Here is a 13,237-nt window from a genome sequence, read left to right as displayed (position 1 = left end):
GACATGCAAGTAACGCGCCGTCGCCGGCGTGGCGGGAAGAGCGTCCCCCGCAGGCTGCGCTTCGTCACGGCAGGCGCGACCGCGGTCGCCCTCGTCGCGGCGGGCTCGGGCATCGGCCTCGCCTCCACCAAGCAGTTCGGCAACGACCAGGTCGGCCAGGAAACCGCGAACGGCCTGACCATCTCCAGCGACCAGTACCTCAAGCCGATCGGCGAACGGCTCGTCCTGCCGAACGGCAAGATCATGTCGTCGGCGGTCAGCCCGGACGGCAGCCACCTCGCCGCGCTGACCACCGACGGCGGCATCGCACTGACCATTGTGGACCTGAAGAGCTGGAAGGTGCAGCAGCTCGTCGGCAAGGACAAGAAGGCCGACCTGCAGCTGCCCGGCAACGACGTCGGCCAGGAAGGCCCGTCGTACTCGCCGGACGGCAAAACGCTGTGGCTGGGCCAGATCGACGGCTACCGCAAGTTCGACGTGAACCCGGACGGCACCGTCGCGAACCCGTCCTGGGTCGCGATCCCGGCCGACGGGGCGAAGCATTCCCTTGCCGCGGGCGCGATCTTCTCGCCGGACGGGTCCACTGTGTACTCGGCGGTGAACGGACAGAACCGCGTCGTCGCCATCGACGCGGCCAGCGGCCAGATCAAGCAGAGCTGGACGGTCGGCAACGCGCCGCGCGCATTGGTCCAGATCGGCAACCGGATCTACATCAGCAACGAGGGCGGTCGCGCGGCCAAACCGGGCGACACCACGATCAACTCGTACGGCACCGACATCGTCGCCGACCCGAAGACCGCGGCCGCCACCACCGGCACGGTCAGCGTGATCGACCTGGCGAACCCGGCCGCTCCGGTGCAGAGCATCGACGTCGGCCTGCACCCGACTGCCTTGCGCGCCAAGAACAACACCCTGTTCGTGGCGAACACCGGCGGCGACAGCGTTTCGGTGATCGACACCCGGCGCAACGTCGTGGTGCAAACCATCGCGACGCAGCCGTGGCCGGAAGCGACCGTCGGCTACGAGCCGACCGACATCGCGCTCACCGACGACGGCCACCTCCTGGTGACCCTCGGCCGGGCGAACGCGGTCGCGGTCTACCGCTACTGGTTCCCGCAGGCCCCCGCCGCCTTCATCGGACTGCTGCCGACGGACTACTTCCCCTCCGGAATTTCCGCCTCGGGCAACAACATCCTGGTCGCGAACACCCGCGGCATCGACGCCCGCCGCCCGACGACCGCGGCCGGACACGCCACGCACGACACCACGTCGAGCCTCCAGCGCTTCACCCTGCCGACCGACTGGCAGACGTGGACGCAGACCTACCAGGTGTTCAAGCAGAACGGCTGGACGCCCGGTTCGGTGCGGCAGGCCAACCGCCCCGTCAAACCGGTTCCGGTGCCCCAACGGCTCGGCGACCCGTCCACGATCAAGCACGTTTTCCTGCTGGTCAAGGAAAACCGGACGTACGACCAGCTCTTCGGCGACATGAAGAAGGGCAACGGCGACCCGGCGCTCGCACAGTTCGGCCAGGCCGTCACGCCGAACCAGCACGCGCTGGCCGACCAGTTCGGGCTGTACGACAACACCTACGACATCGGCACGAACTCGGCCGAGGGCCACAACTGGCTGATGCAGGCGGACAACCCGGAGTACACCGAATCGTCGGCGGGCGAGTACAAACGCAGCTACGACACCGAGGACGACGCGCTGGGCCATCAGCGCAGCGGTTTCCTGTGGACCGGGGCGCAGGCGGCGGGAAAGACCGTCCGCGACTTCGGCGAGTTCCACCAGTTCCTGACCAAACCCGCGGACGCGAGCTGGCAGAATCTGTACTGCGACTCGAAGAACATGGCCGCGACCGGCCAGCCGACCGCGTACCCGCTGGTCTCGTCGTCGCCGATCCCGTCGCTGAACAGCGTTTCGGTGCCCGGCTTCCCGAAGTTCGACACCGCGGTGCCGGACCAGTACCGGTACGAGATCTGGAAGAACGACTTCGAGAAGAACGGCCCGGCGGACCTGAACATGTTCTGGCTGTCGAGCGACCACACCGGCGGGCCGCCCAGCCCGGCCGCGCAGGTCGCCGACAACGACCTGGCCGTCGGCAAGATCGTCGACAAGATCTCGCACAGCCAGTACTGGAAGGACTCGGCGATCTTCGTGGTCGAGGACGATTCCCAGGCCGGGCTGGACCACGTCGACGGGCACCGGGCCCCGGTGCAGATCATCAGCCCGTATGCCCAGCGCGGCGTGACCGACAGCCGGTACTACTCGCAGATCACCATGATCCGCACCATCGAGCAGATCCTCGGGATCCACCCGATGAACCAGAAGGACAGCGCGGCCACCCCGATGGCGACCGCGTTCACCGCGAAGCCGGACCCCGCGCCGTTCACCGCGGTGCCGAACCAGACGTCGCTGACCGCGGGCCTCAAGACCCCGCCGTCGTGCGGCACGGACAACGTCCCGACCCCGTCCACCGCGGCGGCTTCGGCGGCGGTGCCCGCGGACAAGCAGCAGCTGGCGCAGCAGTGGCAGCAATGGCAGGCGCAGCAGAAGCTGACCGGCCCGAACGCCACCGCGGACTACGCCAACCCCGCGCAGATGGACCACTTCACGTGGTACCAGGTGCACGGATGGACGCAGCCGTATCCGGGGGAGGACAAGGTTTTCGCCCCGGACCAGGTGCCGGGCGCCTTCATCCCGTCGGCCGATTCGGACGGCTGATTCGTTAGCTGGCAACGAAAAGCCCCTGTCCGCCGTTGTCGCGGGCAGGGGCTTTTCGCGCAGACCTGGACTTGGGCTGAGTGGCCCCGCACCTTCGAAGGGCTGTGAGGGGAACCCTGAGGGAATCAGAGTCCGTGAAGGTTCCCCTCACGGACGACCCAACCCTGCGGCAGCCGGACCCGCCAAGAGTCGCACCGGCCCTGGCCAGCTAGCGGAAGCTGGGCAGCGGGGTGCTGGCGGCAGCGGGGGAAAGGCCGTCGAGCAGCAGGGCGAGATAACGGGGCCAGGTCGTTCCCGCGACCGCGGTGACCATGGTGATCAGGCAGGGGAGATCTTCGAGGGTCAGGTCCGCGCGCACCGCACCGGATTCCTGCGCGCGGGACAGCACGTCGCCGAACGCTCCCAGGTGCCGCCCGGCGATCTCGGCGGCGAGGGCGTTGCCGTTGACCAGCGCGAGGATTCCCGGATGCGCCCGGAACGCGGTGATCCCGCTCGTCAGCACAAGCTCCAGCGCCCGGCGCGGATCGGGCTCGGCGGCCGCGCGCTCGCGGAGCGGCTCCGCTTGCTCGGCAAAGTAGTCCCCGAGCACCGCGGTCAGCAGGTCGTCTTTGGTCGGGAAGTGCCGGTAGAGCGTGCGCGCGCTGACCCCCGCGGCCTCCGCGATCTTGTCGAGCCAGACCTCGCCGCTGCCCTGGACGGCCGTCCGCGCCGCGGCGAGGATGGCGCGCCGGTTGTGCTGGGCGTCGGCTCGTCCGGTTCGGGGCTCCACGGAGTCACGCTAGCAGTTCCGAGCTAAGTGTCAGTCGACTGACATTTAGGCTACGGTGGTCGCATGGACCACGGAATCGTCACCTTCCTCACCGACTACGGCATCGCCCCGGCGCGGCTCGGGCAGGCGGTGGAGGAGCGCGGGTTCGGCTCGCTGTTCCTCACCGAACACACGCACATCCCGACGCGCCGGCTCACCCCGTACCCGGTGGGCGCGGCCGAACCGCAGCCGCTGCCCCGGCACTACTCGCACACCTTCGACCCGTTCACCGCGCTCGCCGCGATCGCCGCCGCCACCGAGCGGATCGGCCTTGGCACCGCGGTTTCCCTGGTCAGCCAGCATCATCCGATCACCCTGGCCAAGCAGGCGGCGAGCGTCGACCTGCTGTCCGGCGGCCGGTTCGAACTCGGGGCCGGCCCCGGCTGGAACGCCGAGGAGATGGCCAACCACGGCGTCGACCCGGCCCGCCCGATCGCGCGCATGCTCGAACACGTCGCCGCCGTCCGGACGATCTGGACCGAGGACGAACCCGAGTTCCACGGCGAATTCGTCGACTTCGACCCGATCTGGTCCTGGCCCAAACCGGCACGGCGGCTGCCCGTCCTGATCGCCGGGGTCGGGGTGAAGGTGCTGGACCGGGTGCTCAGCCACGGCGACGGCTGGCTCCCGCTGCCGCTGTACCCGATCGACTTCCTGCGCACGAGGATCACGGAACTGCGCGAGCGGGCCGGCCGGCATGTCCCGGTGACGTTGTACGGGGCTGATCCGGCGAAGCTGGACGACTACGAGGAGGCGGGCGTCGACCGGGTGCTGTTCGAGCTTGCGGACCACGAGGAGCCGGAGGACGTGCTGCGGCAGCTGGATCGGTTGGCGTCGTGAGTGTTAATCCCGGTTAGAACCGGGATTAACACTCACGACCCAGTCACGAGCCGGTGTGCTGCTCCGGCTCCAGGGAGTTCCCCGGCGGGATCTGCCCGCAGCTGGACGGCGCGGCCTTGCCGGCGAACCGGTCGCCGAGCCAGGCGATCGCGGCCGGTGCCCACACCGGGACCGCGGTGGCGTGGCTGAGCGCGTCGTACTGCGTGTACTTGATCGAGGTGTTTCCGGTGTCGCAGTACTGATTCGCGAGCGCGCGGACGTCGCCGGCCACCATCACGCCGTCTCCGCCGCCGATGCCCGGCAGGTTGCTCACGGTGCCTTCCAGCGCGCCGTTGCTGGCCTGCGCGATGAACCCGGGGATCGAGGGTGTCGCCGCCGAGCCGATGTTCACCTTGTTGACCGCGTCGACGAACGGCGGCACCGAATTCGGGTTCGCGTACTCCGGCTTCACGAGCTTCTGCCAGGTCAGCCCGGGGTAGCGGCCGAGCGCGTTGACGATCGACGCGTGGTCGAGTTCGGCGAGCACCTTGAGGCCGTATTCGCTGGCGTACGGCTTGAGGTCGATGCCGAAGCCGCGCGCGACGCCGATCAGCGCCATCGGGATGACGCCGGACCAGACCGGGCTGCCGCCGACGTACTTGAGGTTGTGCGCGGGATCGACGAGCACCCCGCCCTCGGCGAAGCCGACGAGGTTCTTCTCGACGTCCGGCGCGTAGCTTCCGGCGATCGCCGACGCCCAGCCGGTCGCGATCGCGCCGCCGGAATAACCGAGGAGACCGAACTTGGTGGCGTCGGTCATTCCGGTGCCGGACGCGTGCGTCGCGGCGCGGATGGAGTCCAAAGTGGTCTGGCCGTATTCCGGACCGGCGGCGAAATCGGCGGCCGGGCCCTCGGTGTCCGGGATGACCACGCTGTAGCCGAGTGCGAGGGCGGGCGCGATGAGCAGCGACTCGGCGTTCGGCAGCATCCCGCCGAGCCGGACGTCGCCCGCGATCGCGCGCGACGGCGCGTCCTCGGGGTCGAGCGAATCGTAGGCGGATTGGTAGGAGATCGCTTTTCCGTTGCCGCCCAAGGGATTGCGGACGACCGAGGTGACATTCGCGGTCGGCTGGCCCTGCGCGTCGGTGGTCCGGTAGAGCAGCTGTGTGGCCCGGACCGGGGTCGGGAAGCCGAAGACGTGATAGGTCAGTGTCCGGGTCTTCAGGACGGTGCCCGGCTCGTACGACGAGAGCGGCGTGCTGCCGTCGTAGCTGTAGAAGGAATCGGCCGAAGCCGCGGCGGGCAGCGCGACGGCGGACGTGATCGCGAGAGCGGCGGCGGCGATCAGCGCGCGGACGGGTTTCCGGATCATGACTCCCCTTTGAACCATGAAGTGAATCACGACTGGCGGGTAACTTACCAGCGAGTAGGTATTCGCACAACTACGGAAGGTGCAGGCAGTGCGGCCGCCGAGGGTTCAGGCGGACCCGGCGTAGGCGGCCGCGAGCGCGGCGGCCCGGTCACGCAGCGCGGTACGCAATGCTTGCGGGGAAAGGACTTCCGCACTGCCGGCGAGTTGCCACAGCGCCCATTCGGCGTGTCGGGAGTCCTGGAAGGTCGCCTCCAGCCGAAGCCACCCGTCCGGACTGGATTCCTCGGCGTGAATGGCGAGCGCCGTGCGGGCCAGTTCTTCCTGTCGCGCAGGGCGAACCCGCATCAGTACGGCCACTTGGTCGCCGCCGGTCCGGAAGCGCGTACTGCGTTCCTGCCACGCCCGGCCCAAGTCCACCTGATCGGGCCGCTGCGCGGGTTCGTCGAGTTCCTCGGCGGCGGAGACCCGGGACAGCCGGTAAGTCCGGTCCTCGCCGTCGCGGGTGGCCAGCAAATACCCCTGCTCCCGGACCGTGACCAGTCCGATGGGATGCACCGTGCGCCATTTCGGCGTCTGGTTCACCGCCTGGTAGCGGATGCGCAGCTGATGCCCGGCGAACACCGCGCGCCGGATCTCGGCCACCACGGCGTCGGGCACTTCCTCGGCGACCGCGCGGCGGGAAAGAAGGTCGATCTCCGGGTCGATGAGCAGCCGTTCGGCCACCCCTGCGGCGGTGGTCCGATGGCTTTCCGGCAGCGCGTCGACCACCTTGAGCATCGCCGAAGCGAGCGCCGACCCGAGGCCGAACGCCTGCGCGCCGCGTCGCGATCCGGCGACCAGCAGCGCGAGCGCCTCGTCGTGGTTCAGCCCGGTGAGTTCGGTCTGAAACCCGGGCAGCAGCGCGAAACCGCCGTTCCGCCCGCGCTCGGCGTAGACCGGAACGCCCGCCGCGGACAGCGCGTCGATGTCCCGCAGCACGGTGCGAGTGGACACCTCCAGCTCGCGGGCGAGGGTGGCCGCCGACAGCCGGCCGCGCTGGCGCAGCAGCAGGACCAGCGAAACCAACCGGTCGGCGCGCATGCCGGAAACTCTACCGAATACACGACACAGGATGTCGTGTATTGGTTGCCAGGCTTCTCCGCGTACTGCTGAAGATTCGAACGGAGCAAGTGGTGGAGAGAACGACTGTCAACCCGTGGGCGTGGTCGGCGGCGATGGGATACAACCAGGGAGAACTGGTGTCCGGGCCGGTCCGGACCCTGTACTGCTCCGGGCAGACCGCGATGAGCGGCGAGGGCGAACCGCAGCATGCCGGGGACATGGGCGCGCAGCTCGCGCTGACCCTCGACAACCTGGAAGCCGTGCTTGCCGAAGCGGGGATGTCGCTGGAGAATCTGGTCCGGCTCAACGTCTACACGACCGACGTGGACCTGCTTTTCCAGCACTACGGCGCGCTGGCGGCCCGGCTGGGCGCGGCCGGCGTCGCCCCGTCGACCACGATGCTCGGCGTGACCCGGCTGGCCATTCCTGCCCTGCTGGTCGAACTGGAGGGGACCGCCGTCGCCGCCCTGTAGCTCGAGGTATTTCGGCGACCCGCATATATCGTGATGTGATATATGTGGAGGGGTGACCGAACGAGGCATGTCGGAGCAGGTCTTCCTGATCCTCACCGCGCTCGCCGACGAGCCCAAGCACGGCTACGGCATCGTCCAGGCCGTGGAGACGCTGTCCGAAAACCGGGTCCGGCTGCGAGTCGGCACGCTGTACGGCGTGCTGGACCGGCTGGTGGCCGACGGCTGGGCCGAGCGGGACAAGGAGGAGGTCCACCAGGGCAGGCTGCGCCGCTACTACCGGCTGACCGACCTGGGCGGCCGTACCCTGGCCGAGCAGTCCCGGCGGCTGGCGGCGAACGCCGCGGCGGCGGACTCGGTGCTGCGAGCGAAAGGCTGGGCACCGCGGACGGAGGGCGGGGCATGACCGCGGGCTCGGGGTTGCGGCGTCGCCGGTTCGCGGGGCTGGAAGGTCGTGCGGTCTCGCCGGGTTCGGGGCGTGGAGTTGCGGCATCGTCGGGTCGTGGAATCCCTGCCCCGTCATCGCCGGTTCGCCGGGCTCGGGGCGTGGGGTTGCGGCCTCACCGGTGCCGGTTCGCGGGGCTCGGCGGCGGCGCGGTCGTCGGGCAGCCTCTGCGGATGCCGGACGTGACGGCGGCCCCCGGGTCGCGGCGTCCTCGAACCGCGGAACTCCCTCATCGCCGATTCCCCGCCCTCGACAGCCATCCGCTCATCCAGAGAGCGGAGGCCACCGCATGACCGCGCCAGAACTCCACTACCGCCGGATGGTGCGGCTGCTTCCTCGCTGGTACCGCGCCGACCGTGAAGACGAGATGGTCGGCGCGCTGCTCGACGCCCGAGACGGCGGCCGTCTCGAGAGCGGCCGAGAGTTGCTCGCGATGCTGGGGCTGGGCCTGCGCGCCCGGCTGGCGGCAAGCTCGGCCCCGGCTCGCGTGGTCGCGTTCGGCGACACGGTGCGTCTCGTCGCGCTGCTCGGCCTCCTGTGGGGCGTGATGAAAGGCGTCCTCGCCGCCGGGTACGAGTTGTCCGCCGCGATCAGTTATCCGCGGATGCTCGGCAGCCATGCCGGGCCCGCGATGGCGCAGGCGGCGCACTACTTCTGGCGGGACCTCGCGCTGGTCGCCGCGGTGCTGGTGCCGCTCGCGTTCCTCCTCGCCGGACGGCGCCGGGTCGCCCGGGTGCTCGCCGGGGCGGTGCTGGTCGCCGGATTCGCCGCGTTTCTGCGCCGGTATTCATTCAGTTTCAGCCCGGATCTCCTGGGCTATTTCATCCCGCAATGGCTGCCGTTGCTGCTGATGGTCGTCGGATTCCACGTCGGCGCGCCCTTGCCGGTCGCGAAGAAATGGTGGCTGGCGCTCGGCGCGGCCGGGGCTTCGGCGTTCTATTTCGGATTCTCCGGGGAAACAGATCTGCGCGGGCTTTCCTGGTATGCGTGGGCGGCCGTGCTCATCATCCCGGTTTATTTCGCGTTCCGGCGCCGCACGGCCGCTTGGTCGTTCTCGATCGCGGCGTGCTGTGCGCTCGTGCTGATCCAGCCGCTCGTGCTCAGGGCCACCATGGCCGCACCCGGCTTCATGCTGATCGACCTGCTGCAAATCTCCCTCCTGGGCTCCGGCATCGTGGCACTGGTCGTGGCCGGAATCGCCGATTACCGCCGAGTCTCGTAAAAAGGGATTTTTCGTGGACACTATGCCAAGGGTGCTTCCGCGCGCCGAAAAAACGCCCATTTCGTTCTCTGGAAACAGGCGAAGAAACCGCTGGATAGTCATCGGTTCCGTGGTATTGATCGCCATTCTCGGTTATCTCACCCGCTGGATCTGCGACGACGCGCTGATTTTCACCAGAATCGTCCAGGAGATCCTCGCCGGGAACGGCCCGGTCTACAACATCGGCGAACGGGCCGAAGCTTCGACCAGCACGCTGTGGCAGTGGCTGCTCGCGTTCGCCGGGTTCGTGTTCGGCCAGTCGGACACCTCGGCGCTGTCCTGGATGCTCGGTCTCCTGCTCACCGCCGCCGGGTTCGGCTTCGCGGTGAGCGCGACGAGCCGGTTGCACGGCGGGCACGTCGCGGCGATGGTGCCGGCCGGTGTTCTCGCGCTGCTGGGCGTGCGGCCGGTGTGGCAGTACGCGACGTCCGGGCTGGAAACCGGGCTCAACACGTTCTGGATGGCGCTGTGCTGGTGGCTGCTCGTGCGGTCGCGCGAGAGCAAGTCACCCAGGTCAGTGGTCGCCGCGGCGTTCGCGATAGGGCTGGGGCCGCTGGTCCGTCCGGAACAAACGCTGGTCGCCGCGGTGTTTTTGGCCGCGTTGTGGGTGGTGACGAAGCCGGCCTGGCGAGTCACGGTCGCCGCGGTGGCCGCCGCTGGAGCGTTGCCGGTCGGCTACGAGATTTTCCGCATGGGCTTCTACGGCATCATCGTGCCGATGCCCGCGCTCACCAAGAACGCGAGCGAATCCTTCTGGGCACGGGGATTCGCGTACGTCGGCGACTTCGGGAATCCGTATCTGCTGTGGCTGCCGCTGGTGCTTTGCACGGTCCTGCTGGCTGGATTACTGCGCCGCCGCACCGATCTGGTCGTCACCCTTACCCCGGTCGTCGCGGGGGTGCTGTCGCTGGGCTATCTGCTGAAGGTCGGCGGCGACTACATGCACGCACGCATGGCCCTGCCGATCTTCTTCCTGCTGATGCTGCCGGTACTGGTGGTCCCGGCGTCGAGGAAAACCCGCGTGGTCAGCGTAGTCCTGCTGGCGTGGGCGATTTTCTGCGGCAGCGTCGGCCAGTTCATCCCGCAGGATGGCAAGCTCATCGACGACGAACGCGGCTACTACCACGCGTGGACCGGCCAGGCGTGGCCCACCGAGTCGGCGGACTTCACCTGGCGGATGCAGTATCTCAAAACCGCCGCCAGGCCGGGCATGCTGACCTACGAAGGCCCCGGCCCGCACCAGCGGCTCGTGACGACGCCGCTGCGCCCGGACGTCCCGTCGAAGTCGATGGTCGTCGGGATCTACCTGGGGACGACCGGGGTCATGTCGCCGGTGGACGCCGGCGTGGTCGATTTCTGGGGCCTGGCCAACCCGATCGGCGCGCGGTTCGACTTCCCGACGGTGAAGCCGGGACACTCGAAACCGTTGAGCAACGCCTGGCTGCTCGCGGATTACGCGGATCCCTCGGCGCCGGTCCCCAGCCCCGGCAACTTCGCGGTGCGCGCCGACGTGACCGCGGACGAGGTCGCCGCCGCCCGGCACGCGCTGAGTTGCGGCGATCTGGCGGAAATCCAGCGCTCGGTCCGGGAACCGATGTCGCCGGGCCGGTTCTGGGCCAACCTGACCGGAGCCGTGCACCGGACCGGAGTGACCGTCCCGCCGGACCCGTTCGCCGCCGAGCGGACTTTCTGCGGACACCCGTGATCCGCCTGGCGGAACTGCCCTTGCCCAGGTCAGACCGGGAAGCGCATCCTGGAGTACGCGGGGTGGAGGTGACCGGGATGACGGCCGAGCCGACCTTGATCGGGTCCGTGCGACGCGCGCTGCACCTGCTCGACGCGGTCGGCGCGAGCGAACGTCCGGTGCCGGCCAAGGTGCTCGCGCGGAGTGTCGGACTGCCGTTGCCGACGACGTATCACCTGCTGCGCACCCTGGTCCACGAGGGCTACCTCCGCAAACTCGACGACGGCTACGCACTCGGCGGCCAGGTCAGCGAACTGTGCCAGCGCACGTCGCTGCACACGTTCCTGCCCCGGATCCGCCCGGCGCTGCGAGCACTGCGCGACGAGGTGCGCGGCGCGGCCTATCTCGCGCTCTACTCCGACGGCGACATCAAACTCATCGACATCGCCGACAGCCCCGCCGCCCCGTCGGTCGACCTGTGGGTCGGCGTGCACGAGTCAGCCCACGCGACAGCGTTCGGGAAGTGCATCCTGTCCGGCCTGGAGAGCGAGGGCCGCCGGGACTACCTGTCGCGGCATCGGCTGGCGGACCTCACGCCGCACACCATCACCGACAGCCGGGTCCTGGAACAGATGTTGGTGCGGTGCGGAGATGTTTTCCGTGACCGTGAGGAGTATCTGCTCGGTACGGCCTGTGTGGCGACGCCGGTCGACGCGCCGGGAGTGCTGGGCGCGGTCGCGATCTCGTTGCCCGCGCGGCGATCGGGGCCGGCGCCAGTGCAGTCGCTGCGCCGTACCGCCCGCCGGGTGTCCCGCGCGCTGGCCATCTGAACGGTTATCACCATCTGAAAACCAGCCCGTTGTCCCTCGGCCGACCTCCGGCGAGAGTGGACTCAGCGCGCCGGAAAAGACGCACGGGTCACCCCGTGTCGGGGAACGGGTCGCCGCCGAGTCCCACCGTTGCTCGGCGGCGTCCCGTGTTTCCCTTCAGCTGACGCTGGCGAACTGGCCCGGCTGGTAGATGCCGGCCGGGGTGCGCGCGATGACGTTCATCCGGTTGGCCGCGTTGATCAGCCCGATCAAGCAGACCAAGGCGGCGAGCTGGTCGTCGTCGTAGTGTTCGCGCGCCGCCGCCCACGCCTCGTCCGAAACGACGCCGCGGTCGGCGATGCGGGTGCCCTCCTCCGTCAGCGCGAGCGCGGCCCGCTCGGCGGGGGTGAACACGGTCGCCTCGCGCCACGCGGCCACCAGGTGGAGCCGTTCCGCGGTCTCGCCGGCCGCAGTGGCGTCCTTGGTGTGCATGTCGGTGCAGAAACCGCAGCCGTTGATCTGGCTGGCCCGCAGCGAAACCAGTTCCTGCGTCGCCTTCGGCAGCGGGGCGTTGTGCAGCAGCATGCTCAGCCCGGCGAAGCGCTTGCCGAGCGACTTGCCGAGGTCGTTGCTCATCATGTCGAACCGTGCACTCATCGGATCCTCCAGTGTGGTGAAGCGGATGCCCATGAGATGCCGGCCGGCCGCCGGATGTGACAACCCGGGATGTGTCCTGCGTCGCACTCGGAAAACCGGAGGCCGCCGGGCAGGGACGCGGAATGCCGGCGTGGCAGACCGGGGTGCTGCGCGCGGGCGACCGGGCTAGCCTGGTCTCCTGGACGCTGCAGGCGGCTTCGGGTCTGGTAGCGCTAGGCGCGGCAACGATTCCGGTCTGGCTGGCGCTGGGGGTGCTGGCCGTGTTCGGCACGGTGTTGCCGTATTTGGCGGGCCGCACGCGTTCGGCGGGTTGCCGGTGGGGTGGTCGTGAGTGTTGATCCCGGTTCTCACCCAATGCCGGGAACCTGAGCCGCGTCGCCTCGGCCTGCTTTCGTCCACAATGGACGCCAACTGCACCGAAACGCCCGATTGATGCCCGCCTGACCGTATCGTCACGTCCGTGAGGGGAACCCTGAGGGAATCAGATTCCCCCAGGGTTCCCCTCACGGACCGCAAACCCGCCCCCGGCACCGTCAGCGCCGGGTTAAGCTACGCGGCATTGGGTTCTGACCGGGATCAACACTCACGACGTCTCACATCTTCGCCGCCCCCGCCTTGATCGCCTCCCGGATCCGGGAGTACGTCCCGCACCGGCAGACGTTGCGGATCTCGTCCAGGTCGGCGTCGTTGATCTCGCGGCCCTTCGCCTTGGCCTCCTTGACCTTCGCGACCGCCGCCATGATCTGGCCGGGCTGGCAGTAGCCGCACTGGGCGACGTCGTTCTCCAGCCACGCTTCCTGCATCGGGTGCAGGTCGGCCTTCACCGTGTCCGGCAGGCCTTCGATCGTGGTTATCTCGTCGGTGGCCTTGATGTCGGCGACCCGCACCGAACACGGGTTGAACGCCTTGCCGTTGAAGTGCGACGTGCAGGCCTTGCACACGTTGATGCCGCAGCCGTACTTCGGGCCGCGGACCCCGAGCACGTCGCGCAGGACCCACAGCAGCCGCACATTGTCGTCGACGTCGACGGACACCGGTTTCCCGTTGAGGATGAAGGTGTGCTTGCTCATCGGTGGCGTGCTCC

13 protein-coding genes are annotated in these 13,237 nt (G+C 69.0%); 8 read left to right on the top strand and 5 right to left on the bottom strand.

Features of this window, described 5'->3' with window-relative positions; genetic code table 11:
• Window positions 1-3 precede the first annotated feature (3 nt).
• Window positions 4-2,727 carry a bifunctional YncE family protein/alkaline phosphatase family protein gene (locus tag ACFSVL_RS22525; RefSeq protein ID WP_378307186.1) on the top strand — a complete coding sequence of 908 codons (2,724 nt, stop codon included), beginning with the start codon at window positions 4-6 and terminating at the stop codon, window positions 2,725-2,727.
• A gap of 208 nt (window positions 2,728-2,935) precedes the next feature.
• Here the strand turns inward: ACFSVL_RS22525 and ACFSVL_RS22520 are convergent, their stop codons facing one another.
• Window positions 2,936-3,496 (bottom strand): TetR/AcrR family transcriptional regulator, encoded by a 561-nt coding sequence (locus tag ACFSVL_RS22520; protein ID WP_378307184.1) that lies wholly within the window; start codon window positions 3,494-3,496, stop codon window positions 2,936-2,938.
• A 63-nt stretch (window positions 3,497-3,559) separates the two neighbouring features.
• Here ACFSVL_RS22520 and ACFSVL_RS22515 point away from each other — a divergent pair, with 63 nt between their 5' ends.
• Window positions 3,560-4,375 carry an LLM class F420-dependent oxidoreductase gene (locus tag ACFSVL_RS22515; protein WP_378307182.1) on the top strand — a complete coding sequence of 272 codons (816 nt, stop codon included), beginning with the start codon at window positions 3,560-3,562 and terminating at the stop codon, window positions 4,373-4,375.
• Window positions 4,376-4,418: 43 nt separating this feature from the next.
• On the opposite strand, the gene ACFSVL_RS22510 is transcribed toward ACFSVL_RS22515, so the two are convergent.
• Together ACFSVL_RS22510 and ACFSVL_RS22505 are read right to left on the bottom strand one after the other, a co-directional pair.
• Complete coding sequence (locus tag ACFSVL_RS22510; RefSeq protein ID WP_378307180.1) at window positions 4,419-5,726, bottom strand: lipase family protein; 1,308 nt, start codon at window positions 5,724-5,726, stop codon at window positions 4,419-4,421.
• 105 nt (window positions 5,727-5,831) lie between these two features.
• On the bottom strand, window positions 5,832-6,806 hold the full coding sequence (locus ACFSVL_RS22505; RefSeq protein ID WP_378307178.1) for a helix-turn-helix transcriptional regulator: 975 nt from the start codon (window positions 6,804-6,806) through the stop codon (window positions 5,832-5,834).
• A 92-nt stretch (window positions 6,807-6,898) separates the two neighbouring features.
• Here ACFSVL_RS22505 and ACFSVL_RS22500 point away from each other — a divergent pair, with 92 nt between their 5' ends.
• From ACFSVL_RS22500 to ACFSVL_RS22480, 5 genes are all read left to right on the top strand, one after another.
• Window positions 6,899-7,300, top strand: a complete 402-nt coding sequence (locus ACFSVL_RS22500) for a RidA family protein (RefSeq protein WP_378307176.1) — start codon at window positions 6,899-6,901, stop codon at window positions 7,298-7,300.
• 67 nt (window positions 7,301-7,367) lie between these two features.
• On the top strand, window positions 7,368-7,703 hold the full coding sequence (locus tag ACFSVL_RS22495) for a PadR family transcriptional regulator (protein ID WP_378307174.1): 336 nt from the start codon (window positions 7,368-7,370) through the stop codon (window positions 7,701-7,703).
• 328 nt (window positions 7,704-8,031) lie between these two features.
• On the top strand, window positions 8,032-8,964 hold the full coding sequence (locus ACFSVL_RS22490) for a hypothetical protein (protein ID WP_378307172.1): 933 nt from the start codon (window positions 8,032-8,034) through the stop codon (window positions 8,962-8,964).
• 109 nt (window positions 8,965-9,073) lie between these two features.
• Window positions 9,074-10,708 (top strand): hypothetical protein, encoded by a 1,635-nt coding sequence (locus ACFSVL_RS22485; protein WP_378307171.1) that lies wholly within the window; start codon window positions 9,074-9,076, stop codon window positions 10,706-10,708.
• Window positions 10,709-10,785: 77 nt separating this feature from the next.
• Window positions 10,786-11,517, top strand: coding sequence for an IclR family transcriptional regulator (locus ACFSVL_RS22480; RefSeq protein ID WP_378307169.1), 732 nt, complete (start codon window positions 10,786-10,788; stop codon window positions 11,515-11,517).
• A gap of 156 nt (window positions 11,518-11,673) precedes the next feature.
• Here ACFSVL_RS22480 and ACFSVL_RS22475 read toward each other — a convergent pair whose 3' ends face one another.
• Window positions 11,674-12,153 (bottom strand): carboxymuconolactone decarboxylase family protein, encoded by a 480-nt coding sequence (locus tag ACFSVL_RS22475; protein WP_378307167.1) that lies wholly within the window; start codon window positions 12,151-12,153, stop codon window positions 11,674-11,676.
• A gap of 122 nt (window positions 12,154-12,275) precedes the next feature.
• On the opposite strand from ACFSVL_RS22475, the gene ACFSVL_RS22470 reads away from it, so the two are divergent.
• On the top strand, window positions 12,276-12,491 hold the full coding sequence (locus ACFSVL_RS22470; RefSeq protein WP_378307165.1) for a hypothetical protein: 216 nt from the start codon (window positions 12,276-12,278) through the stop codon (window positions 12,489-12,491).
• 255 nt (window positions 12,492-12,746) lie between these two features.
• On the opposite strand, the gene ACFSVL_RS22465 is transcribed toward ACFSVL_RS22470, so the two are convergent.
• Window positions 12,747-13,223, bottom strand: coding sequence for a (2Fe-2S)-binding protein (locus ACFSVL_RS22465; protein ID WP_037817840.1), 477 nt, complete (start codon window positions 13,221-13,223; stop codon window positions 12,747-12,749).
• Window positions 13,224-13,237 lie beyond the last annotated feature (14 nt).

Source organism: Amycolatopsis silviterrae, from assembly GCF_042684085.1.
GTDB lineage: Bacteria > Actinomycetota > Actinomycetes > Mycobacteriales > Pseudonocardiaceae > Amycolatopsis > Amycolatopsis silviterrae.
The sequence above is the reverse complement of the archived record's forward strand: the minus strand, read 5'-3'. Positions and strand labels throughout refer to the sequence as shown.